Annotated in this window: 24 protein-coding genes and 1 pseudogene; 15 read left to right on the top strand and 10 right to left on the bottom strand. The window is 62.2% G+C overall.

The window, feature by feature from the left end:
* Window positions 1-9: 9 nt before the first annotated feature.
* Together AB4Y31_RS23175 and AB4Y31_RS23180 are read right to left on the bottom strand one after the other, a co-directional pair.
* Window positions 10-993 (bottom strand): phytanoyl-CoA dioxygenase family protein, encoded by a 984-nt coding sequence (locus tag AB4Y31_RS23175; protein ID WP_368676010.1) that lies wholly within the window; start codon window positions 991-993, stop codon window positions 10-12.
* Between the two features lie 38 nt (window positions 994-1,031).
* Window positions 1,032-1,460, bottom strand: coding sequence for a carboxymuconolactone decarboxylase family protein (locus AB4Y31_RS23180; RefSeq protein ID WP_107152411.1), 429 nt, complete (start codon window positions 1,458-1,460; stop codon window positions 1,032-1,034).
* A gap of 92 nt (window positions 1,461-1,552) precedes the next feature.
* Between AB4Y31_RS23180 and AB4Y31_RS23185 the strand changes: the two are divergent.
* Window positions 1,553-1,693: pseudogene (locus AB4Y31_RS23185) on the top strand (RNA-guided endonuclease TnpB family protein); the annotation flags it as partial.
* A gap of 27 nt (window positions 1,694-1,720) precedes the next feature.
* Here the strand turns inward: AB4Y31_RS23185 and AB4Y31_RS23190 are convergent.
* Window positions 1,721-3,313: a methyl-accepting chemotaxis protein gene (locus AB4Y31_RS23190; protein WP_368676011.1), complete on the bottom strand. Its 1,593-nt coding sequence runs from the start codon at window positions 3,311-3,313 to the stop codon at window positions 1,721-1,723.
* A gap of 315 nt (window positions 3,314-3,628) precedes the next feature.
* On the opposite strand from AB4Y31_RS23190, the gene AB4Y31_RS23195 reads away from it, so the two are divergent.
* From AB4Y31_RS23195 to AB4Y31_RS23210, 4 genes are all read left to right on the top strand, one after another.
* Window positions 3,629-4,528 carry a LysR family transcriptional regulator gene (locus AB4Y31_RS23195; RefSeq protein WP_368676012.1) on the top strand — a complete coding sequence of 300 codons (900 nt, stop codon included), beginning with the start codon at window positions 3,629-3,631 and terminating at the stop codon, window positions 4,526-4,528.
* Between the two features lie 150 nt (window positions 4,529-4,678).
* The gene (locus AB4Y31_RS23200) at window positions 4,679-5,467 is read left to right on the top strand and encodes an SDR family NAD(P)-dependent oxidoreductase (RefSeq protein ID WP_368676013.1); all 789 of its coding nucleotides are present in this window, start codon (window positions 4,679-4,681) and stop codon (window positions 5,465-5,467) included.
* A 486-nt stretch (window positions 5,468-5,953) separates the two neighbouring features.
* Window positions 5,954-6,268, top strand: a complete 315-nt coding sequence (locus tag AB4Y31_RS23205) for a hypothetical protein (protein WP_368676014.1) — start codon at window positions 5,954-5,956, stop codon at window positions 6,266-6,268.
* A gap of 11 nt (window positions 6,269-6,279) precedes the next feature.
* The gene (locus tag AB4Y31_RS23210) at window positions 6,280-6,840 is read left to right on the top strand and encodes a nuclear transport factor 2 family protein (protein WP_368676015.1); all 561 of its coding nucleotides are present in this window, start codon (window positions 6,280-6,282) and stop codon (window positions 6,838-6,840) included.
* A 70-nt stretch (window positions 6,841-6,910) separates the two neighbouring features.
* Here AB4Y31_RS23210 and folE read toward each other — a convergent pair whose 3' ends face one another.
* Entirely contained in the window at window positions 6,911-7,546 is a 636-nt protein-coding gene (folE, locus tag AB4Y31_RS23215) for a GTP cyclohydrolase I FolE (RefSeq protein WP_368676016.1), read from the bottom strand.
* Window positions 7,547-7,713: 167 nt separating this feature from the next.
* On the opposite strand from folE, the gene AB4Y31_RS23220 reads away from it, so the two are divergent.
* Window positions 7,714-8,691, top strand: coding sequence for an NAD(P)H-dependent flavin oxidoreductase (locus AB4Y31_RS23220; protein ID WP_368676017.1), 978 nt, complete (start codon window positions 7,714-7,716; stop codon window positions 8,689-8,691).
* Window positions 8,692-8,783: 92 nt separating this feature from the next.
* Here AB4Y31_RS23220 and bktB read toward each other — a convergent pair whose 3' ends face one another.
* Window positions 8,784-9,965, bottom strand: coding sequence for a beta-ketothiolase BktB (gene bktB, locus AB4Y31_RS23225; RefSeq protein ID WP_368676018.1), 1,182 nt, complete (start codon window positions 9,963-9,965; stop codon window positions 8,784-8,786).
* 360 nt (window positions 9,966-10,325) lie between these two features.
* Here bktB and AB4Y31_RS23230 point away from each other — a divergent pair, with 360 nt between their 5' ends.
* The 5 genes from AB4Y31_RS23230 (at window position 10,326) to AB4Y31_RS23250 (ending at window position 16,559) form a co-directional block, all read left to right on the top strand.
* Window positions 10,326-12,224 (top strand): AMP-binding protein, encoded by a 1,899-nt coding sequence (locus tag AB4Y31_RS23230; protein WP_368676019.1) that lies wholly within the window; start codon window positions 10,326-10,328, stop codon window positions 12,222-12,224.
* A gap of 43 nt (window positions 12,225-12,267) precedes the next feature.
* Window positions 12,268-13,479 carry an acyl-CoA dehydrogenase family protein gene (locus AB4Y31_RS23235; protein ID WP_368676020.1) on the top strand — a complete coding sequence of 404 codons (1,212 nt, stop codon included), beginning with the start codon at window positions 12,268-12,270 and terminating at the stop codon, window positions 13,477-13,479.
* A 65-nt stretch (window positions 13,480-13,544) separates the two neighbouring features.
* Entirely contained in the window at window positions 13,545-14,705 is a 1,161-nt protein-coding gene (locus tag AB4Y31_RS23240; protein WP_368676021.1) for an acyl-CoA dehydrogenase family protein, read from the top strand.
* Window positions 14,706-14,724: 19 nt separating this feature from the next.
* Window positions 14,725-15,462, top strand: coding sequence for an enoyl-CoA hydratase (locus AB4Y31_RS23245; protein ID WP_368676022.1), 738 nt, complete (start codon window positions 14,725-14,727; stop codon window positions 15,460-15,462).
* A 104-nt stretch (window positions 15,463-15,566) separates the two neighbouring features.
* The gene (locus AB4Y31_RS23250; RefSeq protein ID WP_368676023.1) at window positions 15,567-16,559 is read left to right on the top strand and encodes an NAD(P)H-dependent flavin oxidoreductase; all 993 of its coding nucleotides are present in this window, start codon (window positions 15,567-15,569) and stop codon (window positions 16,557-16,559) included.
* 81 nt (window positions 16,560-16,640) lie between these two features.
* Here the strand turns inward: AB4Y31_RS23250 and AB4Y31_RS23255 are convergent, their stop codons facing one another.
* From AB4Y31_RS23255 to AB4Y31_RS23275, 5 genes are read right to left on the bottom strand one after another with little or no spacing between them, the layout of a single operon-like run.
* Window positions 16,641-17,417, bottom strand: a complete 777-nt coding sequence (locus AB4Y31_RS23255) for an enoyl-CoA hydratase-related protein (protein ID WP_368676024.1) — start codon at window positions 17,415-17,417, stop codon at window positions 16,641-16,643.
* A gap of 43 nt (window positions 17,418-17,460) precedes the next feature.
* The gene (locus tag AB4Y31_RS23260) at window positions 17,461-18,225 is read right to left on the bottom strand and encodes a glucose 1-dehydrogenase (RefSeq protein ID WP_368676025.1); all 765 of its coding nucleotides are present in this window, start codon (window positions 18,223-18,225) and stop codon (window positions 17,461-17,463) included.
* A gap of 38 nt (window positions 18,226-18,263) precedes the next feature.
* Window positions 18,264-19,517: a CaiB/BaiF CoA-transferase family protein gene (locus AB4Y31_RS23265; protein ID WP_102606993.1), complete on the bottom strand. Its 1,254-nt coding sequence runs from the start codon at window positions 19,515-19,517 to the stop codon at window positions 18,264-18,266.
* 2 nt (window positions 19,518-19,519) lie between these two features.
* On the bottom strand, window positions 19,520-19,996 hold the full coding sequence (locus AB4Y31_RS23270; RefSeq protein ID WP_368676026.1) for a MaoC family dehydratase: 477 nt from the start codon (window positions 19,994-19,996) through the stop codon (window positions 19,520-19,522).
* Window positions 19,997-20,043: 47 nt separating this feature from the next.
* Complete coding sequence (locus AB4Y31_RS23275; protein WP_368676027.1) at window positions 20,044-21,207, bottom strand: acyl-CoA dehydrogenase family protein; 1,164 nt, start codon at window positions 21,205-21,207, stop codon at window positions 20,044-20,046.
* Window positions 21,208-21,588: 381 nt separating this feature from the next.
* Here AB4Y31_RS23275 and AB4Y31_RS23280 point away from each other — a divergent pair, with 381 nt between their 5' ends.
* From AB4Y31_RS23280 to AB4Y31_RS23295, 4 genes are read left to right on the top strand one after another with little or no spacing between them, the layout of a single operon-like run.
* Entirely contained in the window at window positions 21,589-21,954 is a 366-nt protein-coding gene (locus AB4Y31_RS23280; protein ID WP_102606990.1) for a Zn-ribbon domain-containing OB-fold protein, read from the top strand.
* 60 nt (window positions 21,955-22,014) lie between these two features.
* Complete coding sequence (locus AB4Y31_RS23285) at window positions 22,015-23,166, top strand: thiolase (protein WP_368676028.1); 1,152 nt, start codon at window positions 22,015-22,017, stop codon at window positions 23,164-23,166.
* Entirely contained in the window at window positions 23,166-23,942 is a 777-nt protein-coding gene (locus AB4Y31_RS23290; RefSeq protein ID WP_368676029.1) for an enoyl-CoA hydratase/isomerase family protein, read from the top strand. The genes AB4Y31_RS23285 and AB4Y31_RS23290 overlap by 1 nt, the downstream gene beginning before the upstream one ends.
* An 11-nt stretch (window positions 23,943-23,953) precedes the next feature.
* Window positions 23,954-24,760: an enoyl-CoA hydratase/isomerase family protein gene (locus tag AB4Y31_RS23295; protein ID WP_368676030.1), complete on the top strand. Its 807-nt coding sequence runs from the start codon at window positions 23,954-23,956 to the stop codon at window positions 24,758-24,760.
* The last annotated feature ends 12 nt before the right edge of the window (window positions 24,761-24,772 follow it).

Genomic DNA, 24,772 nt, shown 5'->3' on the forward strand with positions numbered 1-24,772 from the left:
GAAATGATGTCAATGCTGCGGCCGCATCGTCTGAACGAGGTCGCCTTCATACGCAACGATGACCTCGCAGCCCGGCTGATAGACGGCGCGGATCTCTTCGCCGCGCACTCGGTTGCCCTGTAAGCCGCGCAGATAACTCGTTTCGTCCAACCGCAAGACGTGCTCGCCTTGTCCATCGCGCAAGACGATCTCATTCGGCGTGATCGACGTCAGGGTGCCGACATAGGGCAAGCGCGGCGCAAACGGGAACGTGCCGCCGTGCGGCAAAATGCGCGTGTCGAGCGAAAGCCGAAAGCGATCCGAGTGATTGCTCAGGCCGGAATGCGGCGTGTTTCGGCTCATCAAGAGGACGTCGCCCAAGCGGTAGTTCGTGCGTCTCCATGCGTCTCGCGGCACTTGCGATAGCTGGATCGAGTTGATCTTGTCGCCGTCTTTCGTATGCAGAGAGGGAAGGTTGTGCAAGCCCTCGGCGACAGCCAGCCCGCCCACCTGCGCGTCAATATTACTGAGCGGAACCCAGCAGATGATGAAATCGAGCCGGTCGCTGTAGATTGCGTCCGCGTGAATGAAGTCGAAGCGCGTGCGGCTTTTGTCGATGGCGGGAGGCGAAGTGCGATATTCGGTAAACGGCACCCAATATAGCGGTACGCCGAAGAGGCGTTGAAAGAACGCGCGAATAGCGGGATCTTCCATCACGATGCGCGCGGCGCGCTGCTCGTTCATTTCCTTGACGGGAAAGAAGCTGAAGTTTTCGCGTTCCTTACCGGTCCATCGCACGTCAGGATCTTGCCGGCGCGCAAATCCATGGCGGTCCAGGTGATCGACGAGCAGGCCGCGCATCCGTTCCAGCGGCCCGTGATCCAGTACGTCGCGAAAAAACAAATAACCGTCTTCGTCCCATCGCGCTTGCAGCGCGGCCTGATTGCCGAGCAAATCGTTCGATACATTGAGCTCGCGCATCGTCGGCACGATATCCACGATTGTTGTTTCCACGGTGTTCTCCTCGGGGACCTGTGCGATCGAATGCCGCTTTACAGCAGCCCGCGTTCTTCCGACGTTCGGGTGGTGGTGTCGATACCGAGTTCCCTCAGCGTCTCGAGAACGGCCGTGGTGGCGGAGGCGATTGCCGGGAACCCGACATAGGGGAGCGCCTGAATAAGCACGCCTTCCAGCTCGCGTGCGCTCAAACCGTTGCGCACCGCAATGCGGACATGGTTCTTGAGCTCGAGCGTCTGGCGGCTGGCGATGAGGATGCCGAGCGTCACGAGACTGCGCTGCTTGCGCTCGAGCTTGTCGTCGCCCCATACATCCGCGAACGCATAGTTGATGGCGAGTCGTGAAATGTCAGCGCCAAAACCGCTGGACTCGCTTGCGGCGCGCAAGCCGGCTGCCTTTTCTTCGCCCATGATTTCGCCGAATACCTTTAGGCCATAGGCGTGCTTTTCTTCGAGGGTTTTCATCAGATTTTGCTCCGAGAAACCTCGGACTTCAGTCCGAGGAGGAAAGGGGCGCCGCCGAAAGGCGGCATTCCTGGGTTAGCATCGTCGGCACGATGCTCGTCTACCGCTACCGCGTGAAATCCCTCAATGGCTTGCTCAATCGGCAAAGCCGTGCGGTGAACTACGTCTGGAACTTCTGCAACGACACGCAGAAGCATGCGCTCAAATGGGGCAAGAAGTGGCCGCGCGGCTTTGCACGAATGGCGATTGATTGTCGTCATTCAGTCCCCCGGTGCGGACAAGAGCACGTTCCGCTCGTCGCGGGAAAGCGTGAAAACGCAGAGCATTTCGGCGAGCCGCTCGGTCTGTTGTTTGATGTTGCCTGCGGCTTCCGTATGCACTTGAACGAGCGTCGCGTTCACCTGCGTCATCTGGTCTAACTGCTCGACAGCCTGGCTCACCAGACCGACGCCCGCCGATTGCTCGCGCGATGCCCTGGCGATCTGGCCCACCAGGTCCGTTACTCCGCGCACCTGCGAAACGATCTCGGCGATGGTCTTACCGGCCGAGTCGACGAGCTTCGATCCGTCATCGACGGTCTCGACGCTCTGCGTGATCAGCGCCTTGATCTCCTTTGCCGCTTGCGCGCTGCGCTGGGCGAGGTTGCGGACTTCGCCGGCCACGACAGCAAACCCGCGCCCCTGCTCGCCAGCCCGAGCCGCTTCAACGGCCGCGTTCAAGGCGAGTATGTTGGTCTGAAAAGCGATGCCGTCGATGACAGAGATGATGTCGGATATCTTGCGGCTCGATTCCTTGATCTGCGCCATCGTCGCGATGACCTGATTCACGACCAAACCGCCATCTTCAGCCGCTTCGCTTGCGAGTGTGGCGAGGTCGCTGGCTTGCCCGGCGGCGTCCGCGTTATTGCCGACCGTCGAGTTGATCTCTTCCATCGATGCGGCCGTCTCCTCGAGACTGCTGGCCTGGGTTTCCGTGCGTCCCGAAAGCTCCATCGTGCCTGCGGCGATCTCGGTCGTTGCCTGCCGCATCGCTGCCACGCCGTTTCGAACATCGAGGACGGTGGCGCGCATGTTGATACTGACTTGGTTGAGGGTTCGCATGACATCGCCGATCTCGTCGCATCGCTCGCTGCCGTAGCTGGCGCATAGGTCTCCGGCCGCCATTTTCATGGCAGCTTGCACGGCGTCTTGCAAAGGTAACGCGATCGCACGGGACAGGAAGGCGCCGGCGGCCACAGTAGAGAGGAGAATAGTGCAAACCTCGGCAAAAAACGCGAACGAGGCGAGGCCGTTACCGTTGATCGCCACGACGAGAATCGCAACCATGGCGAGCGCGAACACGCAACCCCAGATGTACCGTTTCAGGCCCATTGAGCGGATTTGGCGGGTGATTTTCCCCAGCAAATTCAGACGGACGATGCGACCTTGTTCCCAGCCGAGCTTCTTGTCGCGGTCCGAATGCAGTCGGCGATAGAGCGTTTCATACCGCTCGATTTCCCCTTGAGCAGGTTTGCTCAAGACCATCAGAGATCCGATGTATTGGCCATGAGAAAGGAGCGGGGCGGCGTTCAGGCGGCACCAGACGAGCCGCTCGCTCTTGCAGGCAAGCTTGATAAGGCCGGTCCACGGCTTGCCTTGCCGCACGGCGGCTCCCAAATCGGCCAGGACTTGCGGCGGGACATCCCGTATGCGGTTCGCACCTTGCATGGCCTGGCTTTCCTGCAGCGAATACCCCGTGACCCGCTGGTAGACCGGGTTCGAATAGACGACCTGCGAATTCGCGCCGACACACGAAACCATCAGTTCATGGTCATGCAGTTCGAACTCGAGCTTTGAATTGTTCTCTTGCCCCATCTCTCTTCCAGATGTTTTGGGTGATGCGGATGCCACGCTCCCCGTGGCGCGGGCATGTACCGATATCAGGTCAGTCTTGCATTCGAAATTTAGAACGGCATTCGGTTAAATCTATTGCGAATGCTGTACGCAGTCAAGCGCGGACAGACCCGCGGGCAGACCCGCGGGCAGACTTGCGGACGGACGAGGTATGGCTTTAGCCCAACCCAGGCCTCGGCGCGTTCGCTCGAATTGTGATCAGGGTTCGCCCTTGGTGAGGCGCAGCGGGGGATGGCGATATGCTGGCGGCACTCGATATCGAAGTCATATCACGCCATGGAATTGCGTCACCTGAGACACTTTGTTGCAGTCGCCGAGACCCAGCACTTTGGCCGCGCGGCCGCGCGGCTCGGCATGGCGCAGCCGCCGCTCAGCCAATCGATCATGCGCCTCGAGGAGCAGCTTGGCATCAAGCTCCTCGAACGCACGCCGCGCGGCGTTTCGCTTACGCCTGCCGGCGCCGCGCTGCTGACGGAAGCGAAGCCGCTCATTGCACAAGCGGAATTGGCCGAGCGGCGTGTCAGGCAAGCGGCCGACGAGCTGGCGAGCTTAAGCATCGCGTTCGTGCCCATGTGTGCAATGCGCATCATGCCGCTCGCGATTCAGGCCTTGCGCAAGCAATGGCCTGGCGTGGACGTCCGGTTGATCGAGCGCGGCAGCGCCTTGACGGTCGCGAGCGTCAAGAATGGCAGTATCGATCTGGGTGTGGTGGTCACGAGTTTGGCGGATGTCTCGGGACTGGAAAGCGTCGTCATCGAGCGTTTGCGCGTGGTGGCGGCCGTGCCTGCGGCATGGCCGGTAGCGACACAACGCTCGATCCGTATCGTCGATCTTGCGCAATATCCCCTCATCATGTTCCCGCAGCAGATGTCCCAGCCCGTGTTTGCCGCGTTCGAAGCGGCGCGCCGCGAGGCCAATCTCTCCCCTCGACTCACGCAGCAAGCCCGGCACCCTTACACGATGCTCAATCTCGTCGCGAATGAGCTAGGCATTGGGCTCATGCTCGATTCAGGCCGCCACTTGCCGGTGCAGGGCGTCTCGTTCGTCGACATCGAGGATGTGCCTGGATCTTGCGAAACCGAAGTATCGTTGGTTTGGGCAGATCGCCCTCACAAGCCCTATCACCGGTCGATGCTCGAGATCATGCGGGAAATCGCATCGCCGGATGCCGCATAGCACGCGCTGCGGCATTGCTCATCCGGGCCCTTCGCGCTGCTCCTTCCGATATTCGCCTCCTCGTCCTTGACACCCCAGGACGGGACGTTTATTTTTACGAATGGCGTTCACAAAATAAACCCGCTCGCGCGGCGAGCCAAAGGAGGAGCAGTGAGCACGTTGAATGTGGCGAATCTATTCAGTCTCGATCAGAAGGTGGCCGTGGTAACGGGGGCAGGCTCGGGCATCGGCCGTGAGACCGCGCTGCTGCTCGCGTCGGCGGGCGCGGCGGTGGTGGCTGCCGACCTGAACGAGGAAGCAGCGCAACAGACCGTCAACCAAATCGAGAGCGCATCGGGCAAGGCGATTGCCGTCAAGGTCGATATCGGCGATGAAGGGTCGGTTCTCGCGATGTTCGAAACGGTGCAGGGGAAGCTCGGGCGTCTCGACGTCCTCGTCAACAACGCCGGCATCTACCCGAAGACGCATTTCGTCGAGACATCCGCCGAGAAATGGGACAAGGTTCTCGGCGTCAATCTGCGCGGCACTTTCCTTTGCATGCGTGAAGGCATCAAACGCATGCGTGCGGCGAAGTCCGGGGGCTCCATCGTGAACATTTCCTCGGTGGCTTCGCTGCAGCCGGTGATTTTTGACAACGGCGATTACGGGGCATCGAAGGCAGGTGTCAACAACCTGACCAAGGTTGCCGCGCTCGAATTCGCCGCGGACGGGATTCGCGTCAATGCGGTCCTGCCCGGCGGCGTGGCAACAGAAGGCGCAGCCGCGTCGACCAAGGTGCACCAGGCGAGCGGCCCGATTACTCAGCCCGGCCGCATGCCGCTTGGGCGCATTGGCGTCGCTTCCGATATCGCAAAAGCGGTGCTCTTCTTTGCTTCGCCTGCGTCTGACTACGTCACCGGTCAGTTGCTGGCTGTCGATGGCGGCTTCCAGGTTTCCTGATCGCCACCGCGCCTTCTGCCTTCGCATACCGGCGCCGCATCAGCACCGCGGCTTCCGGTTATGGACGGCTCCTCGCCTGACTGCTCGCCGGTTGCACGTCCGTGCACGCCTGATGCATGCGCGCGTCAAGCGAGCGTTCGCGCGCGCCTCGAACCCTGCACTTGCGGGTAGTGAAAACACCGACGCGATTAATTGAACGAGTAGTTGCATAACGGTTTTGCGTCGCCTAGGATGTCCATCAAGAGGCGCCATACAGGCGCCCACAAGGCAAAGGCCTGATTGGAGACATGCGATGTTCTTTCTCGACAGCGATTTGCGCGGTCCTCTCGCGGACTACACGTTTCACTATGGTCGCCAGCCCGTCGACAAGGGTCCCCCCTCAACGGGCCGGCCGGCTCGCGCAAAACGATCGAAATGGGTGGCCCGCGTGCTGGGGGCCATGCCACTCAATATCTTCCAGCTGACGCAGCACGAAGGGGAGCCGCGATGAAAGCGCTGACGCAAGAGAGCGCCCGCGAAGCCCGGCGGGTATGGCTACCGCTCATTCTGCTGTCGATCTCCGCGGTTGCGGTGTGGCAGCTGCTCAGTGACGTGCGCATCGAAGAACTGGGTCGCTCGGCGATCTTCGACATTGTGATGACCATTGCCGTCCTGGGCGCCGCGGCGCTCGCCGGTATAGTCGGATGTGCGATTGCGAGCCATGCACGCGCGCAGGAAACCGATCTGTCGGCAGGCGAGGGGTACTGTTTCGTCGGCGCGCTGATCGGCGCGGTGATCTTCTTTTTCGCCATGACAATCTAACGGCGGAAACCATGAGCGAAGCGTTGAACCCACGCATTCAAGCGCTGCTGGACAAACAGGCCATACTCGAATGCGTGCATCGGTATTGCCGCGGGATCGATCGCATGGACCGCGAGTTGACGTTGTCGGCATACCATCCCGACGCGATCGACGATCACGGCGCGTTCGTGGGGAACGCCGAGGAATTCGTCGATTGGGCGTTCGCGTACCACGCCGAGCATCAACTGTCTCACCATCACATGGTGTTCAATCATAGCGTCGAGTTGCAGGGCGACACGGCCCACGCGGAAACCTACTGGCTTTTCTTCGGCGACAATCGCGTCAAACCGAACACGCTGGCGGTCGGGCGTTATATCGACCGCTTCGAAAAACGCGAGGGGGTATGGGCTATCGCGGCTCGCGTGTGCATTTCGGAAGCGATCAACGACCTGACGCCCAGCGACGTGCCTGCTGCCTGGCGTGAGGTTCTGATGAGCAACGGTGTCAGTGCGCGCAATTGCGAGGACGTCTCTTATGAGCGGCCTCTGACGACGCGTGAGCGCAGCCAAGTTTCGGGCCTTGCGCAATCGTAGCGCGGCGTTCGAACGGGTACTGGTGTTGCCATGCCATGAAGGCCGACGTCGGCGGAGCCGACGCCGGCCTTCAGCTATTTGGCAAAGGCATGATGGTGCCGTTGCCGACGATAGCAAGGAACTCGCGCCGCGTGGACGGATCATCGCGAAAGGCGCCCAGCATTCGGCTCGTCACGAGCGATGCGCCGGCCTTATGCACGCCTCGCGTGCTCATGCACTGATGCGCGGCTTCGAGGATCACGGCGACGCCCTTGGGCTGCAGGACGGTATTCAACGCGTCAGCGATTTGAACCGTCATCTTCTCCTGGATCTGCAACCGTTTCGCATAGACATCGACGAGGCGGGCGAGTTTTGAAATGCCGACTACGCGATGTTCGGGCAAATAGGCAACATGTGCGCGCCCGATGATGGGCACCATGTGGTGTTCGCAGTAGCTTTCGAAGCGGATGTCCTTCAGCACCACCATCTCGTCGTAGCCGTCCACCTCCGAAAAGGTCGTGGCGAGAATCTGCATTGGATCGGACTGGTACCCCGAGAAGAACTCACGATACGCACGTACGACGCGCGCGGGCGTTTGTACCAGACCTTCTCTGTCAGGGTCGTCGCCGGCCCACCGGATCAGCGTTCGCACGGCTTCTTCGGCATCGTTCCGGGTTGGCCGGGCCGACGCTTCCTCCGCGGCTAACTCGTTGTCCCGCTTGTTCATCCACACTCCTTATCGTTCGTGCCTGGTGCGTGCCGCATGCTGCAAACCGATGTCGGCAACATCCAACCGAGTGTATATAATTGCACGGTGTTCGTAAATACAAACGATGGTTTGCTAGGACCCGACGGCGGCGCACAGCGAGGCCGGCATACATCAGAGGAGCGCAAATGAAAACACGCATTACGGAGTTGCTTGGAATTCGATATCCCATTGTGCAAGGAGGCATGATGTGGGTGGGACGCGCGGAACTGGCTGCTGCAGTTTCGAACGCGGGGGCGCTCGGCACCATCACAGCGCTTACGCAGCCCACGCCGGAGGCGCTGCGAATCGAGATCGAACGGGTGCGGTCGATGACGGATCAACCCTTCGCCGTGAACCTGACCATTTTGCCGACGATCAAGCCGGTGCCCTACGACGAGTACGTGCAAGCCATCGTGGAGAGCGGCGTCAATATCGTCGAGACGGCGGGGCGCAATCCGGAACCCTACATGCCGACGTTCAAGGCCAGGGGAGTCAAGGTCATCCACAAGTGCACATCGGTCCGGCACGCACTCAAAGCGGAGTCGTTGGGTTGCGATGCCGTAAGCGTGGACGGCTTCGAATGCGCTGGCCATCCGGGCGAAGACGACGTGCCCAATCTCATCCTGTTGCCAGCCGCCGCTGCGAAGCTGCGCATTCCAATGCTTGCTTCGGGCGGTATCGCCGATGCGCGCGGCATGGTCGCGGCGCTCGCGCTCGGCGCCGATGGCGTCAACATGGGTACGCGATTCATGGCCACGCAAGAAGCGCCGATACACGAGAACGTCAAGCGTAAGCTCGTGGAGCATGACGAGCTCAATACCGCGCTGATCTTTCGCACACTGAAGAACACGTCGCGCATTTTCAGGAATTCGGTCGCGGAGCAGGTGTTGGAACTGGAACACAAGGAAGGTGCGACGTTCGCCGATCTGAAGCCGCTCGTGAGCGGAGAGCGCGGCAAGCGGATGTATGAGACCGGCGACACGGAAGACGGTACGTTCCCGGCCGGTCTTGCGATTGGCCTGATCGACGATATTCCGACCTGCGCGGAACTCGTGAACCGAATGGTTGCGCAGGCCCGCGCGCTCATTCAGGGTCGGCTGGCTGCGCTCGTCGAGGAGGGCTGAACAAGGAGGATCACGCGGCGCTGGCGATCGAATACCGCTGCCGCGCCGCACTGCCTGAGGGTCGATTGAATTCCCGCCGGGAAGACGAAGGTCTAGAGGCGCTCGAAGACGGCCGCGATGCCTTGGCCTCCGCCGATGCACATTGTCACCAATGCATAGCGCCCACCGCATCGTTGCAACTCGTGGATGGCTTTCACGGTGATCACCGCGCCTGTGGCGCCGATCGGATGCCCGAGCGAGATTCCCGAGCCGTTCGGGTTGACCTTGGCGCTGTCGAATTCGAGTTCTTTCGCTACCGCGCAAGCCTGGGCAGCGAATGCTTCATTCGCCTCGATGACGTCGATGTCCACCACGCTCAGGCCTGCGCGCAGCAGGGCTTTGCGCGCTGCGGGCACTGGGCCGATTCCCATGTATTGCGGGTCGACGCCAGCCTGAGCGTAAGAGACCAGGCGCGCAAGCGGGCGAATGCCGCGTTGCTCCGCACTGCGTCGTGTCATCAGGAGGACTGCCGCGGCACCGTCATTGAGACCGGAAGCATTGCCGGCCGTCACCGTGCCATCTTTCTGGAATGCCGGACGCAGCTTGGCCAGGTCCTCGATCGTCGTGCCGGCCCGCACGTGCTCATCCGTGTCGAAGACGCTCTCGCCTTTTTTCGTACGCAGCGTGACCGGCACGATCTGTTCCCGAAAACGGCCGTCACGGATTGCATCCGCGGCGCGCCGATGCGATTCCACAGCGAGTCTGTCCTGATCGTCGCGTGAAACGCCCCACTTTTTTGCGACGTTCTCGGCGGTCACGCCCATGTGGCAATCACTGAACGGATCTGTGAGCGCACCGACCATCATATCGATCAGGCGAATGTCGCCCATGCGCGATCCCCAGCGTGCGCAAGTCGCGACGTATGCTGCGCGCGACATGTTTTCCGCGCCGCCGCCGATGGCGACTTCCGTGTCGCCGAGCGCGATCGCTTGCGCAGCGGAGATGATCGCCTGAAGGCCGGAGCCGCATAGACGATTGAGCGTCAGCGCCGGCGCGTCGGCGCTGACGCCGCCTTCGAGCGCTGCAACGCGCGACAGATACATGTCACGAGGCTCGGTATGGATCACATTGCCGAACACAACATGACCGACTTCGCTGCCCTGCAGACTGGTGCGGTCGAGCAACGCACGCACGACAGTGGCGCCCAACTGCGTGGGCGGAACGCTCGCGAGCGCCCCCCCAAAATCTCCAATGGCCGTGCGAACGGCAGCGGTGACTACAACTTCATCTTGCATGACGGCTCCTAGGACTCGGCAGATGGCTACTCATCTGAGCAGAGTTTATAAATACGAACGACGTTCATAAAATAGTCCATTTTTTTCTTGCTGTCCACGTTCTCGCGCCGGCGCCGGATCGTCACGACGACGCACACGTTGCGCACGGCAGGCTCGCTCCGCGTGTGATTTGTCGACAGTCCAATGTGGGTGACGCCTGATAGACGGGCGTTCGATTTCGCGCTATGCTAAATTCGTATACATGATCAACGTTCAATTATTGGTTTCGTTGCGGATTGGGCCGTGGAGACCGATGGATGCGCGGTAGCGTTGCAATGGCTCGCAGGCCCTGTCTAACCGGATAACAACAGGATGATCCAGATGGATGCTGGTTCCGCTTCGCACGATGCGCTGATGGATGTACCGTTCCGCCCGATTCGCCTCGGCAGCATGGAAGCGCTCGTCGAACGGCGTCCGGACGGAAGCGTGGTGTATGAACTCAAGGAACCGCTCCAACCGTATCCGATGCGTTTGACGGAGCGGCTCGAACATTGGGCGAACGTTGCGCCCGATCGCGGACTGCTCGCGAGGCGCACGCGCGACGGCACGTCGTGGGAATACCTCACCTACAGGCAGGCATTGGACGGTGCCCGCGCGCTCGGTCAGGTGCTGCTAGATCGAGGGCTGTCAGCCTCACGTCCGCTGATGATTCTCTCGGATCGAAGCTTCGAGCACGCATTGTTTGCGCTTGCGGCGCTACACGTCGGCGTTCCCTATGTCCCGGTGACGCCCGCCTATTCGCTGCTCTCCGAGGATTTCGTGAAGCTCAGGCACCTTGCTGCCGTTTGCAAGCCGGGTCTCGTATTCGCAGAGTGCGGTGTGCAGTATGGTCGCGCATTGCGTGAGGTGTTCGGAGATATCGAGTGTGTCGTCGCCGGCTTGCTTCCCGAAGGGCGCGATGCGTCGCGCGTCGCGGACTGGTTGACAACGCCGGTCACGGTCGAGGTCGACAGGGCGTTCAGCGCGGTCGGTCCCGACACGATCGGCAAGATCATGTTTACCTCGGGAACGACTGGCGCGCCAAAGGGTGTCATCTATTCGCAGCGGATGCTGTGCAGCAATCGCCAGCAGGTCGCGCAAGTGTTCGCGTTCCTTCAAGACGGGCCGCCGGATCTGGTCGACTGGCTGCCTTGGCATCACACATTCGGCGGCACGCACAACTTCGGCATGGTGCTGTATGGCGGCGGGACGTACTACATGGACCCGGGCAAGCCGGCGCCGGAGGCGATTGGACCGACCGTGCAGGCGTTGCGTGAGATCGCGCCGGTTATCTACCTCAACACGCCTCAGGGGCTGACCTCGCTCATTCCGCATCTCAAAGCGGACAAGGCATTACGCGAGAAGTTTTTCAGCAAGCTTGCGTTGATCTACTACGGTGGCGCGAGCCTGCCCGGATACATCTGGGCTGAGTTCGACGAGCTCGCGATGCGTACCATCGGGCAGCGCGTGTTGATCATGTCGGGGCTTGGCTGTACGGAGGCGGGGCCAACGCCGATGTCGGCGGCCTGGGACCCGCGCCGCGAGGCGATCGCGGGATTGCCCGTGCCCGGCACGAAGGTGAAGGTGGTGCCGGTCGGCGCGAAGCGGGAGATCCGCTATTTCGGGGATTGCGTCACGCCAGGCTACTGGAAAGATCCCGAGCGCACCGCGGCCTCGTTCGACGAAGAAGGCTATTTCTGCTCCGGCGACGCGGGCACGTTCATCGACCCGCAGCGCCTCGAACTCGGCTTGCGCTTCGACGGACGCATTGCCGAGAACTTCAAGCTGTCCACGGGAACATGGGTCAATGTAGCGGAATTGCGCCTGCATGCGCTCGACGTGTTCGGCGCCTACGCGCGAGACGTCGTGATTGCGGGGCACGACCGGGACTATCTGACCGCGCTCGTCTTCCCCGACATCCAAGCGTGCCGGGCGCTTTGCGACGAGCTTCAGGACCGGGCGGCGGGTGCCGAGCAAGTCGTCAATAGCCGGGGCGTGCGCGCGTTCTTCCAGAAGGGCGTCGACCAGCTTTCTGCGCGTCAGGGCGGCAGCTCGGCGCGCATCGCGCGCATCGTGCTCGAAACCGAGCAGCCCACCATCGACAACGGCGAATTGAGCGCGAAGAGCGCGATCAGCCAGCGCAATGTGCTCGATCGGCGGCGCAGCGTCGTGGAGGAGCTCTATCGCGTGCCGCCCACGCCGCGCACGCTGGTCGGCAATCCCACTTCGGGCGCAGCCTAGACGAAGTGAGTTCAACGTACCGAAACACTGGACGCTAAAAACAATGGATTTTCGCGTAGACCCCGCGGACATTGAATTCCGCGAAGAAGTGCGGGCGTTTCTCAAGGAACATTTGCCGGCGGACCTGGCGTTTCGCGGGCAGCAAGGTTTCCTCGCCGGGGACGACGATTCCCAGCGCTGGACCCACATCCTGCACGAAACGCGCGGGTGGTCGGTGCCGCATTGGCCGGTTGCAGACGGTGGCACGGGCTGGACCGCCATGCAGCGCTACATCTTCGAAGAGGAGTGCTATCTGGCAGGCGCGCCCGCGCAGAATCAGGCCGGCGTCTCGCTCGTCGGGCCGGTGATCTGCGAGTTCGGCAACGAAGAGCAAAAGCGGCGCTTTCTGCCGCCTATTCAGCGCGGCGAAGTGTTCTGGGTGCAGGGTTTTTCGGAACCGGGATCGGGTTCCGATCTCGCATCGCTGCGGACGACGGCCGTGCGCGAGGGAGACCACTACATCGTCAATGGACAGAAGATCTGGACGAGCTTCGGCAGCTACGGCCAGTGGAATTTCGTGCTGGTCCGCACCGATACTGAGGCCAAGCCGCAAAAGGGCATCTCGTTCCTGTTGCTCGACATGTCCTCCCCGGGCGTCACCGTGCGGCCCATCGGCACACTGGACGGCTGCCACCATCTCGCCGAAGTCTTTTACGACAACGTGCGCGTGCCGGCCGAGAACCTGATCGGCGAGGTGAACAAGGGTTGGGGATATACGAAGTTTCTCCTTTTCAACGAGCGTGCGTTCCTCGGCGCCGAAGCGCCCGCGCTCAAGCGCTATCTGCGCAAGGTCCGGCACTACGCGTCTCGTGAACGGGCGGCCGGCAAGCCGCTCATTGCGGATCCGACATTTGCGGCGCGGCTTGCGCAGCATGAACTGGAGGTCCGCGCAATCGACATGGCCGTGCAAAAGATTCTGCACCAGGGAATCGACGAGCGCAGCGGCGGCATGGCGATCGGGTCGATGCTCAAGGTGCGCGGATCGGAACTCCATCAGAAGCTCACGGAGATGCTGCTCGAGGTGATTGGAGACTATGGCGCCGTGTTCTATGCCGATCCGAACGAAGAGCGTGAACTGCGCGGCGCTTCGTTCCCTGGACCTGAGTACGCGCCGGGGCTCGCGGCGGAGGTCTTTTATCGCCGCGCTTGCACGATCTATGGGGGGACGGCCGAAATCCAGCGGAACATCATCGCCAAGGCGATGTTTGGCCTGTGACGCCGCGCCGACGGGACGGGGCAGGAAGACTGGGGCGGCCCGGCGTTTTCTAAAGAGGATGCAGCATGGACTTTGAGTTGAGCGACGAACAGCGCATGTTGCAGGAAAGCGCGCAGCGCTTCTTGCAAAAGAGCTATACGTTCGAGCATCGCAGCAAACTTGCGTCGCAAGGTGGCGGCTTTTCGCGCGAGACATGGCGCGCGTTCGGCGAGATGGGCTGGCTCGGTGTTGCCGTTCCGGAAAGCATGGGCGGCATGGGTTTTTCGCCCGTCGAAAGCGCGATCGTGGCCGAGCAGTTCGGCCGCGCACTCGTGCTGGAGCCCTATGTGATGTGCGGCGTATTTCCGGCGTCGCTCGTTGCGCGCATTGGCCGTGAAGGGCAGCGCGAGGCATGGCTCGGTGACATGGTGGCAGGCGAAATGATCTATGCCGTCGCCCACAGCGAGCGAGAGGCGCGTGGACAGGTGCACTATGTGAGCGCCACGGCGAAGCGAACTGTCGACAACACCTGGCGGCTCGACGGATACAAGACGCTCGTGGTGGGCGCGCCCGTTGCTGACCGGCTGCTCGTCGTCGCCCGCACGGCGGGCGCGGCCGACGAGAAGGGCGGTATCGGCGTGTTCCGTGTCGATCCGAAGCAGGCGGGCGTGTCGCTCAAGACGTGCGCGCTGCTCGACGGCACGCCGTCCGCCGACGTACAGCTCGATGGCGTCATCGTTGCCGAAGTGGACGTGCTTGGCGAAGCAGGGAATGCGTTCGATGGGCTGCAGGCTGCCGTGGACGAAGCGATCGTCGCAATCTGCGCCGAGCTCGTCGGCGACATCGAAGACGTGATCGAGCTCGCGGCGGAATACCTCAAGACGCGAAAGCAATTCGGCGTCGCGATTGGAAGTTTCCAGGCCCTGCAGCACCGCATGGCCGACATGGCGATCGATGCGATGCAGGCGCGGGCGACCTTGCACCGCGCGTTGCTCGCACTCGGCGAAGACGGCGCGCACCGCAGCGTGGAGATATCGGGGTGCAAGGCGCAGACCACGCGCAGCGCGAAGTTCGTCACGCAGCAGGGTATTCAACTGCACGGCGGCTACGGCATCACCAACGAATACAAGGTTGGCCATCACTATCGCCGGCATCTGGTGCTCGATGTGTTGTTCGGCAACATGGAATATCACCTGAATCGCTACGCATGCCGCATTCAGGACGAGGCGTTGGCTGCGGCAGCTTGAACATGCATGAGGTGTCGTCATGACCGTAAAACAAACGGATTGGCTCGGCCTGGAACGTGAGGGGGCCGTTCTCACGCTTACCCTGAATCGGCCCGATGCGCGAAACGCACTCAACCTTGCGCTGACCGGCGCGCTCGTCGATGCCTTGCGCGACTTCGAAGCGGACGAGAGCCTGCGGGTGCTGATTGTGACGGGCGCCGATCCGGCATTTTGCGCGGGACTCGACTTGAACGATTTTTCCGCGCCCGATGCGCCGCGGGCGCGCGTAGCGGAAATGATCGACATGTGGCCGCGCCTTTCGAAGCCCGCAATCGCGGCAGTCAACGGCGCTGCCGTCACTGGCGGACTCGAGCTTGCGATGGGATGCGATTTCATCATCGCTTCCGAGCGAGCGCGCTTCGCCGACACTCATACGAAAATCGGCGCGCTTGCCGGCGGCGGCATGACCGCCAGGCTCCCGTATATCGTCGGGCCGAGGTGGGCCAAGCAGATCAGCTTGACGAGCGATCCGCTCGACGCGGCCACGGCATTGCGCATTGGTCTCGTCAACGAGGTCGTCGCACACGATCAGCTGATGGAGCGTGTCGGGGCCCTCGCGAGGACGATCGCGAGCCGCCGTCCGGATCTCGTCGCTACCGTCAAGCGCGTGATCGATCAAGGCGCGCTGACGTCGCTGCACGAGGCGTTGCGCATCGAGAAGGCTGCGTTGTCGGAAAGAAAGCAGAACGGCGGCATGGCGTGGCAAGCGGGGCAATAACCGACTGGGCTCGCATGGCAAAGCGGTACAGCAATGGACAAACCAGCGCAGTGGGCGGCGGTCACACCGTCTCATTCAACTGAATTGCACGAAGGGAACGCACAGTGCGCCCACAATTGTTGAAGACGCGGATCACCGATCTGCTCGGCATCCGCCACCCGATACTTTGCGGTGGTCTCGGGCCGCGCGTGTCAGACGCCCGTTATGTCGCGGCAGTCGTCAATGCGGGCGGCATGGGATTCATTGTGGGGGCCGGCTTTCCCGACCCCGACGAATTCCGCAACGAACTGCGCACGTGCCGCGAACTCACCGGTGCAAAGAACTTCGGCGTCAATCTCTACCTATCGCGGCAAGCGGGCGGTGTGGAGCGAGTCAAGGAGCAAATCCGCATCCTGATCGACGAGAACGTCGCTTGTGTGGAGACGGCCGGCGCGAGCCCCGAAGCGGTCGTGCCGCTGCTGAAGGAGGCGGGCATCAAGGTTTTGCACAAGGTGCCCGCTGTGCGCTATGCGCATACGGCGGTGCGGATGGGTGTCGATGGGGTGATCGTCGTCGGCAATGAATGCGGCGGTCATCCCGGCATCTATCAGATCGGCAGCATTGTGCAGGCGGCCCAGGCACCTCGCGAAATCGGCTTGCCCGTCGTGATCGGCGGTGGCATCGGCACCGGGCGGCAACTTGCGGGCGTCCTGGCGATGGGCGCGGACGCCGTGATCATGGGCACGCGCATGATGGTTGCCGATGAACTGTGGATTCATCGCGACGTCAAGGCGAAGGTGGTGGCGGGCGACGGCAGCGAAAGCGTCGTCGTCAAATCTGCGATTCGCGATCACCACCGCGTGCTGCGTAATGAGAGCGCAGAAGCGGTCTTGGAACTGGATCGCGCGCAGGTGACTGAATTCGAGCAGTTCCGTCCTCACGTGATGGGCGCACTTGCGCACCAGGCCTACGTGACCGGCGATACGCGCAAGGGCATGATCGACTATGGCCATGCGGCGATCTTTGCCGATGCAATCAAACGAGTCGAGGCGATTTTCGACGAGATCATCGACGATGCCGCGCTCGCAATGAACCGGTTAAATGCGCTGGTGACGTAGGCCGAGCGGGGTGACAACAATGCGCGCAACCTCGGGGCGGCTCGTCATCCCGCAGATTGCCCCGAAAGCGCGCGCACCTGTTTACTTCACATACTTGCGAAACTCCGGCTTGCGCTTCTCACGGAATGCGTTGCCGCCTTCCTTCGATTCATCCGTCTCGTAGTAAAGCGCGAGCGCCTGCATCGCAAAGGCGCCGATGCCGCGGATATTCTCCGTGTCGATATTGAAGGAGCGCTTCGCGAGTGCGATCGCGGTCGGGCTCATCTGCAAAATTTCATCGCACCACTTCTTCGTTTCCGCATGGAGTTGCTCGGGCGGCACGACCGCATTGATGAGACCCCAGTCGAGCGCCTGCTTCGCGCTGTATTTGCGGCATAGGTACCAGATTTCCCGCGCGCGCTTCTCGCCGATGATGCGCGCGAGGTACGCCGTGCCGAAGCCGGGATCGACCGAGCCCACCTTCGGGCCGACCTGGCCGAAGATCGCGGTCTCGGAAGCGATGGCGAGATCGCAGATCGTAACGAGCACGTTTCCGCCGCCGATCGCATAGCCGTTCACGCGCGCGATCACGGGCTTCGGAATGTCGCGAATGATGCTTTGCAGTTCCTCGATCGGCAGGCCGACGGTGCCGCGCCCGTTGTAGCCGTCGCCGGACTGGTCGCCGCCCGTGCAGAACGCCTTGTCGCCGGCGCCCGTGAGCACGACGACGCCGATATCCTTGTTCCATCCCGCGAGCCCGAAAGCCTTGATGAGCTCTTCACAGGTGTTGGCGTTGAATGCGTTGTAGACCTTCGGGCGATTGATGGTGATCGTGGCGACCCCATCGGCCTCCTGATAAACAATGTCCTTGAATTCCATGTCGTATTCCGATGTGGTTGTTGGATGTCGCTGGCCGCGCCGTTTAGCCGGCCATGGTCAGACCGCCGGACACGCTGATGACCTGGCCGGTGATGAAGGCTGCATCGTCGCTTGCGAGGAAGGCGACCATGCCGCAGATGTCTCCAGGCTCACCCATGCGCCCGAATGGCACGGCCTTGACGAGCGCGGCCTTGATGCGCTCGCCTTTTTCGCCTTGCGCGAGGTTGTCGAGAAGCGGCGTCGCGGTGGGGCCGGGGCATATGACATTGACGGGGATCTGCTGACGCGCCATCTCGCGCGCCATCGTCTTCGTGAATGCGATCAGGCCGCCTTTGCAGAACGAGTACACCGCTTCCATCGACGAACCTACGCGTCCCGCGTCCGAGGAAATATTGACGACGCGGCCCCGGCCGCGTTCGGCCATGCGCTTGAGCACGGCGTGGTGCATGTTGAGCGGTCCATAGAGATTGATGGCGACGACCTTGTCCCAGAACGGCTTTTCGGTTTGCAGGAAGAAGGCGCCCATGTCCCAGCCGGCGTTGTTGACGAGCACTTCGATCGGCCCGAGCTCTTGCTCGACCTTGGCGACGGCAGCGTGGACGCCTTCGTGATCCGTGATATCGACGCGATACGCGCGCGCATTTCCGCCTGCCGCCTCGATTTCGGCCGCGACACGTTCGGCGCCTTCTTGGTTGAGGTCGAACAGGGCGACGGTGGACCCTTCTTCGCCGAACCGCTTGCTGATTGCCGTTCCGATGCCGCCGGCGGCCCCTGTGACGACGACGACCTTATCCTTGAGCCCCTTCATTGATTCCCTCCGTGATGTGCCAGGCGCTCGCGCGCCGATTAGTCTTTGCTGAGCGCTTCCGAAACCGCCTCGCCTTTCCCCGTGGCCCGCGCAACGAGCGCGCGCGCCTCATCCGCGCCGTAGCCCGCTTCGATCAGGACCTCGACGCTGTGCTCGCCGAGATTCGGCGGCAGATAGCGCACATTGCCCGGAGACTCGGAAAAGTGAACCGGAATAGACGTCATCACCATCTCGCCTTCCGTCGGGTGCTCGAATCGCTGGAAGAACCCGGTCTCCTTCAGGTACGTGTCCTGCATCAGGTCTTTCAGGTCGCGCACGGGACCGTGAGGCACGTCGGCCGAGGCAAAAATGGCGTTCCACTCCTCGGTGGTCTTGGTAAGGATGGCGTCGCCGACGATGCGGTAAAGCTCGTTGATGTTGCGCATCCGTTCCGCCATATGGCAAAAACGCGGATCGTCGAGAAGGTGAGCCGCATCGATCGCGCGCAGCACGCGGCGCCATTGTTCGTTGTTCACCGCAAGCAGGCAGATGTGACCGTTCTTTGTCGCATAGGGCCGGCGATGCGGCGAGAACATGCGCGGATAGCCGAGACCGGTCCCATCGTTCGACCCTAGCGCGCCTTCCCACAGATGCTCGAATAGATTGAACTGCAGCATCGTCTCGAACATCGGCACGTGAACGAGCTGACCCGAGCCCGTGCGCTCGCGGTGATAAAGCGCCATGCCGATCGACGACGCCAGCACATAGCCGCAGAACTTGTCCACGATCACCGTCGGGAAGTAGCGTGGCGATCCGTCCGCATCGCGGTTCATCGCGGCGATGCCGCTCTCGCCCTGAATGACGTCGTCGAAAGCGGGGCGGTCCTTGTGGGGACCGTCGATGCGATAGCCCGCGCCCGATGCGTACACGATGCGGGGGTTGCGCGCTCTCACGCTGTCATAGTCGATACCGAGCCGCTCGGCCGCGCTCGGGCGCATGCTGTGAACGATGACGTCGGCCGTCTCGACGAGCTTGAGCAACGCCTCGCGGCATTCGGCCTGCTTGAGATTCAGGATCACGCTCCGCTTGTTGCGGTTCATGATCGTATAGAAGACGGCCATGTCCGGGTTACGGCCGGGACCGTTCTTGCGGTTCTGGTCGCCTTCGGGCGGTTCGATCTTGATGACATCCGCACCCATGTCGCCCAAAAGCTGCGTCGCGACGGGGCCGAGCACATTGATGGTCAGATCGATCACGCGGACGCCGGCCAACGGTCCGGTCGCCCGTTGCAGCGGTTGTTGGGGATTGTGCATGCTCAGGCCTTGTATTCTTTGCCCTTCACCAGCCTGAGCGGCGTATAGACCATCACTTCCGTGCCGTCCTGCTTGATCACACGATTGCGTGTGCGCACGAGTCCAAGCCCGGGTCGTCCCTTGCTTGGCCGGCATTCGGTCACTTCACATTCCACATGAATCGTGTCGCCGACATAGGTCGGACCTTTGATGTCGAGTTCCATGTTCAGGAACGCAAAGCCGACACCTTGCATGGTGGCCTGCGTGAGCAGCCCTTCCATGAGCGTAAACACCAGCGCGCCCGGCGCGACGCGCCCCTTGATGGCCGATTGCTCCCGGAGAAATTCGGTGTTCGTGAACAGCACCTCCAGCATGCCGGTCACGGAAACGAAGTTGACGACATCAGTCTCGGTGACCGTGCGGCCGACGGTCTTGAACTGGCGTCCAATGGGCAGGTCCTCCCAGTGAATCCCCAAGCCAACCGTTTCGATTTCTTCCATTTGCCTGTCCTCTTTATTGTCGCTTGCCGATTTGCCGAACTGTCTTGTCAGTTCTTCTTGACGCGGCCAAGCACGTTGTCCGCGATGATGTTTCGCTGGATCTGGTTGGTGCCTTCGATGATTTGCACCACCTTTGCGTCACGGAAATAGCGGTTGATCGGATATTCGTTCGAGATGCCCGCCGCGCCGAAGAGCTGCACGGCGTCGGTCGCGACTTTCATGGCGACATCGGACGCGAACATCTTCGCCATCGCGGCCATCGGGGCCAGTTCCCGGCCGCGCACCCCGGCGTCGACGAGCGACGCGGTGCGGTAGACCAGCTGGCGCGCGGCTTCCGTTTGCGTCACCATGTCGGCGATCATCCAGCGCACGCCCTGGAAGTTGCTGATGGTCTGACCGAATGCCACGCGGTCCTGAATAAATTTGACGGTGTGATCGATCGCGCCCTGCGCAATGCCGACCGCGCGCGCGGCCACAATGGGGCGGCTCGTGTTGAGCGCCTCCATGGCCACCTTGAATCCTTGTCCGCCTTCCGGGCCGAGACGGTCTTCGGAACGGATGAAGGCGTCGTCGAAATAGAGCGGGCACGACGCTACGCCGCGGGCACCCATCTTGTCTTCCTCATTGCCGATCGTGAGGCCGGGCGTGTTGCGCTCGACGATGAAGAGATTGATCCCGAGCGGCTGGCCTTCCTCATCGAGCGTCCTCGCCGCGACGAGGATGAAGTCGGCGATATGCGAATTCGTGCACCAGATCTTCGATCCGTTCAGCACATAGCCGCCCTCTGTGCGCCGCGCTGTGGTGCGGATACCGGAGACGTCGGAACCGCTTTGTGCTTCGGTGATGGAAAGCGCGCCGCGCAGCTCGCCCGAGGCCAGGCCCGGTAGCAGGCGCGCCTTCTGCGCTTCAGTGCCGCCTTCGAGAATGGCGCCGAACGGCGTCCACTGCACGACTAGCAGATAACCGGTGTTGTAGCAAACGCGTCCGAACTCCTCCACAGCGATACAGGCCGACATGACGCTCCCAGCGCCGCCGTACGCGTCGGGAAACGGCAGCGTGAAGAGGCCCAGTTCCTTAAGTAGTGCGTACATGTCATGCGGATACTCGGCCGTGCGGTCGATCTCGTCGGCGCGCGGCGCCACGCGCTCCCTCGCGACGCGCCGGATGAGATCGCGGATCTGAACCTGGTCGTCAGTTAGTTCGTATGTCACTTCGGGCTCTCTTGCTAGCGGTGTTCCGGGCCGGGATTCGCGTCCGGAGTGGGGAAACCTTCCCCCGCTGGCCACTCCTGAACATCGCTCGGCATCAGTCTTCGAAAACATGAACAATGTTCGATAACGTAAACGAATCGTCCGGGAGACGTCAAGCGCGGAAACAAGCCGCCGCGGGTTTGTCCGGGGTAGGTTCGGCATTTCCCGCGATGTAGTGTCAGCCTTGCGCGGCGGGGCATGACAGCGCTTTCCCGCCGTTGACAGGGCGCTTCCAGTGCGTTTAGTATTTGGAACATCGTTCGTGTATACGTTTTACGTTCACCCGATATAGCGGCTCTCATCGGCGTGAGCCTGTGGCAAAACGATTTGGAGGAGCGGGGAATGGACTCTCTTTGTCCTGAAGTCGACTATCAGAAGTTTCTGGCCGAGGGTCGCTTGATGATCCAGCGCAGCCGCGGCAGCGGCCGCTATGTCTTCTACCCGCGCGTGGCCGAGCCCGTTACCGGGGCGCGCGACCTGGAGTGGGTCGAGGCTTCCGGCAAGGGGACGGTTTATTCCACCACGGTCGTGCGCCAGAAAGCGCCCACGCCGAGTTACAACGTTGCACTGATCGATCTGGAAGAGGGTGTGCGCATGCTCAGCTGCGTGGAGGGCATCGAGCCGGAGGCCGTGCGCATCGGCATGCCGGTGCAGGCGAAGGTGGTGTACCGGGGGGACGCGGCATTGCTTGTATTCGAACCGGCCTGACACCCGCTAACCCCGCAACCGGCCGTCAAGACCCGGGCGCACCGATAAAAGGTAGATCGAATGGACTTCAACTTGCGCGGGCGTACCGCACTGGTGGCAGGCGCCACATCTGGGATTGGCGAAGCACCCGGCCTGTCGTCGATGGACCTTGCGGCGCGTGCGTCCGTCGACGCACTGGCGCAAGTCGGCCTCACGCCCGGCGACGTGGACGGACTCTTTGTCTGCACGCCGGACGATATGCTCTCGGGGCTTACGTTTGCCGAATACCTCGGTATTAACCCGAAGTTCACCGACAACAACCGCAGCGGCGGCTCGGCGTTCGAGATCTACGCCCACACGGCGGCGATGGCGTTGCTGACGGGGCAGATCGACGTTGCGTTGATCGCCTATGGGAGCAACCAGCGCAGCGCGGCGGGCAAGCTCGTGCAGTCGTCGCGGCCTTCGCCCTGGGAGAGCCCGTACAAGCCGATGAACCCCGTATCGTCATATGCGCTTGCGGCGGCGCGTCATATGCACCAGTACGGCACGAAGCGCGAACATCTCGCCGAGGTCGCCTTGGCCGCGCGCAAGTGGGCACAGTTGAATCCGGAGGCGTACGTGCGCGCGCCGCTATCGATCGACGATGTGCTGGGCGCGCGTCTCGTATCGGACCCCCTGTCGGTGCGCGATTGCTGCCTCGTGACCGACGGCGCGGCGGCCGTCGTCATGGTGCGGGCCGACCGGGCGCGCGATTTGACCGCCCAGCCGGTATATCTGCTCGGCGCGGCTTCGGCCACTTCGCACCGCGAAATCGCGAGCATGCCGGATCTGACTGTGACCGCCGCGGCCGAATCAAGCCGGCGCGCGTATGAAATGGCGGGCGTAAAGGCAAGCGATATCGACGTCGCCATGCTCTACGACGCATTCACGATCAACACCATTCTTTTTCTCGAGGATCTCGGCTTCTGCCCGAAAGGGGAAGGCGGCCGCTTCGTGTCGGACGGCGCCATTGCGCCGGGCGGTCGTCTTGCCGTGAATACGAACGGCGGCGGTTTGTCCTGCGTTCACCCCGGCATGTACGGACTGTTCCTGATCGAAGAATCGATGCGCCAATTGACGGGCCGCGCCGGCGACCGCCAGATTGCCGGCGCGAAGCTCGCGATCGCGCACGGCAACGGTGGCGTGCTGTCGAGCCAGGCCACCGTCATTCTCGGAACGCAGGAAACGCTCTAATGGCAGAGATCGTAGAGGCCCGGCAAGACGGCGCAATCGCGGTCGTCACATTGAATTATGTTCAACGGCGCAATGCGTTCTCGCTGAAAATGCGCGAGGCGTTGTACGCGGAACTTTATCGGCTGATGCATCGCGAGGACAGTTGCCGCGCGATTGTCCTGACCGGCGCGGGTAATACGTTTTGCGCGGGCGGCGACATTTCCGAAATGCAGACGCGCAAGGTACTCGAATATCGTCAGCGCAATCAATTGCCGCTCGATATTTTCAGGCTGATGATCGAAGGTCCGAAAGCCGTTGTCGGCGCCGTGGAAGGGTTTGCTTTTGGCGCGGGTCTTTCACTCGCTGCGGCGTGCGATTACGTCGTCACCTCTTCGGCCGCGCGATATGCGAGTGCGTTCGTCAAGGTGGGGCTGCTACCCGACACGGGGCTCTTCTGGTCGCTCTCGCAACGCGTAGGCGGCGGTCTTGCGCGCGAGCTGATGCTGAGCGCGCGAGAGTTCGACGGCATCGAAGCGGGCGAGACCGGCTTTGCCAATCAGGTTGTCGAGCCCGGCGAGGCGCTGAATGCGGCCATGGAAGTGGCGCAACGATACGCGGACCTGCCCTCGGTGGCCACGGCGCATCTGAAGAGCGCGCTCGCCACGGGCATTCGCACGCTCGACGACGCGATCGAAACCGAAGTCAACCTGCAGCCGATCCTGCGCCGCAGCCGCGAACATCAGGAAGCCGTGAGCGCCTTCATGGACAAGCGCAAGCCTGTCTTCGTGGCCGACTGAAGGAAGCCATCATGAGCGAAAAGCAAACTGCAGGCACCGACGCCGCGCCGCTGATCGAGGTGACGCGCGAGGGGCACGTCGCGATCGTGACCTTGAACAATCCTCGGCGTCGCAACGCCATGAGCCGGCAGATGCGCCAGATGCTGCGCGACACGATGCATCGCCTCATGGTCGATGACGCCGAGTCGCGTGCGATCGTCCTGGCCGGCGCGGGTGAACACTTTTGCGCGGGCGCCGACATCTCCGAAATGACGCAGCGCACGATCTTGCAAAGCCGCGAGATTCTGGCCGAATCGTGTGTCGTCGTGCGCGAAATGCTGGCCGGTCCCAAGCCCGTTGTGGCAGCCGTCGAAGGCGTGGCCTTCGGCGCGGGACTCTCGCTCGCGGTCGCGACCGACTATGTCGTTGCCGCATCGAACGCGCGTTTTTGCGCGGCTTTTCTGCGCGTCGGCCTGATCCCGGATACCGGCATTCTATGGACGCTGCCCAAGCGCATCGGGATGGCCCGCGCCAAGGAGATGCTCTCGCTCGCCACGGAGATCGACGGTAACAAGGCTGGATCGATTCACCTCGCGAACCAAGTAGTCGAGCCCGGCGCCGCACGCGCAAAAGCAATCGATGTTGCGCGTGGCCTGGCCGATCTGCCGCCGCTCGGCGTGGCACTCCTCAAGGAAGCGCTCACGAATGCCGCGACGACGATGGATGGCGCGCTGCGAGCCGAGATCGACTATCAGCCCATTCTGCGCCGGTCGAAGGACCATCAGGCTGCCTGCAAGGCGTTTTTCGAACACACCGTGCCGGTTTTCACTGGCGAGTGACGGCGGGGGAGT

It is taken from the genome of Trinickia sp. EG282A (assembly GCF_040965455.1).
GTDB classification, from domain to species: Bacteria; Pseudomonadota; Gammaproteobacteria; order Burkholderiales; family Burkholderiaceae; genus Trinickia; species Trinickia symbiotica.

Coding starts and splice junctions, on each gene's coding strand:
- AB4Y31_RS23180 (WP_107152411.1), bottom strand. CDS start 1,460: ATGAAAACCCTCGAAGAAAAGCACGCCTATGGCCTAAAGGTATTCGGC.
- AB4Y31_RS23210 (WP_368676015.1), top strand. CDS start 6,280: ATGAGCGAAGCGTTGAACCCACGCATTCAAGCGCTGCTGGACAAACAG.
- AB4Y31_RS23240 (WP_368676021.1), top strand. CDS start 13,545: ATGGACTTTGAGTTGAGCGACGAACAGCGCATGTTGCAGGAAAGCGCG.
- AB4Y31_RS23285 (WP_368676028.1), top strand. CDS start 22,015: ATGGACTTCAACTTGCGCGGGCGTACCGCACTGGTGGCAGGCGCCACA.
- AB4Y31_RS23265 (WP_102606993.1), bottom strand. CDS start 19,517: ATGCACAATCCCCAACAACCGCTGCAACGGGCGACCGGACCGTTGGCC.
- folE (WP_368676016.1), bottom strand. CDS start 7,546: ATGAACAAGCGGGACAACGAGTTAGCCGCGGAGGAAGCGTCGGCCCGG.
- AB4Y31_RS23205 (WP_368676014.1), top strand. CDS start 5,954: ATGAAAGCGCTGACGCAAGAGAGCGCCCGCGAAGCCCGGCGGGTATGG.
- AB4Y31_RS23220 (WP_368676017.1), top strand. CDS start 7,714: ATGAAAACACGCATTACGGAGTTGCTTGGAATTCGATATCCCATTGTG.
- AB4Y31_RS23190 (WP_368676011.1), bottom strand. CDS start 3,313: ATGGGGCAAGAGAACAATTCAAAGCTCGAGTTCGAACTGCATGACCAT.
- AB4Y31_RS23280 (WP_102606990.1), top strand. CDS start 21,589: ATGGACTCTCTTTGTCCTGAAGTCGACTATCAGAAGTTTCTGGCCGAG.
- AB4Y31_RS23295 (WP_368676030.1), top strand. CDS start 23,954: ATGAGCGAAAAGCAAACTGCAGGCACCGACGCCGCGCCGCTGATCGAG.
- AB4Y31_RS23270 (WP_368676026.1), bottom strand. CDS start 19,996: ATGGAAGAAATCGAAACGGTTGGCTTGGGGATTCACTGGGAGGACCTG.
- AB4Y31_RS23255 (WP_368676024.1), bottom strand. CDS start 17,417: ATGGAATTCAAGGACATTGTTTATCAGGAGGCCGATGGGGTCGCCACG.
- AB4Y31_RS23230 (WP_368676019.1), top strand. CDS start 10,326: ATGGATGCTGGTTCCGCTTCGCACGATGCGCTGATGGATGTACCGTTC.
- bktB (WP_368676018.1), bottom strand. CDS start 9,965: ATGCAAGATGAAGTTGTAGTCACCGCTGCCGTTCGCACGGCCATTGGA.
- AB4Y31_RS23290 (WP_368676029.1), top strand. CDS start 23,166: ATGGCAGAGATCGTAGAGGCCCGGCAAGACGGCGCAATCGCGGTCGTC.
- AB4Y31_RS23195 (WP_368676012.1), top strand. CDS start 3,629: ATGGAATTGCGTCACCTGAGACACTTTGTTGCAGTCGCCGAGACCCAG.
- AB4Y31_RS23245 (WP_368676022.1), top strand. CDS start 14,725: ATGACCGTAAAACAAACGGATTGGCTCGGCCTGGAACGTGAGGGGGCC.
- AB4Y31_RS23235 (WP_368676020.1), top strand. CDS start 12,268: ATGGATTTTCGCGTAGACCCCGCGGACATTGAATTCCGCGAAGAAGTG.
- AB4Y31_RS23260 (WP_368676025.1), bottom strand. CDS start 18,225: ATGAAGGGGCTCAAGGATAAGGTCGTCGTCGTCACAGGGGCCGCCGGC.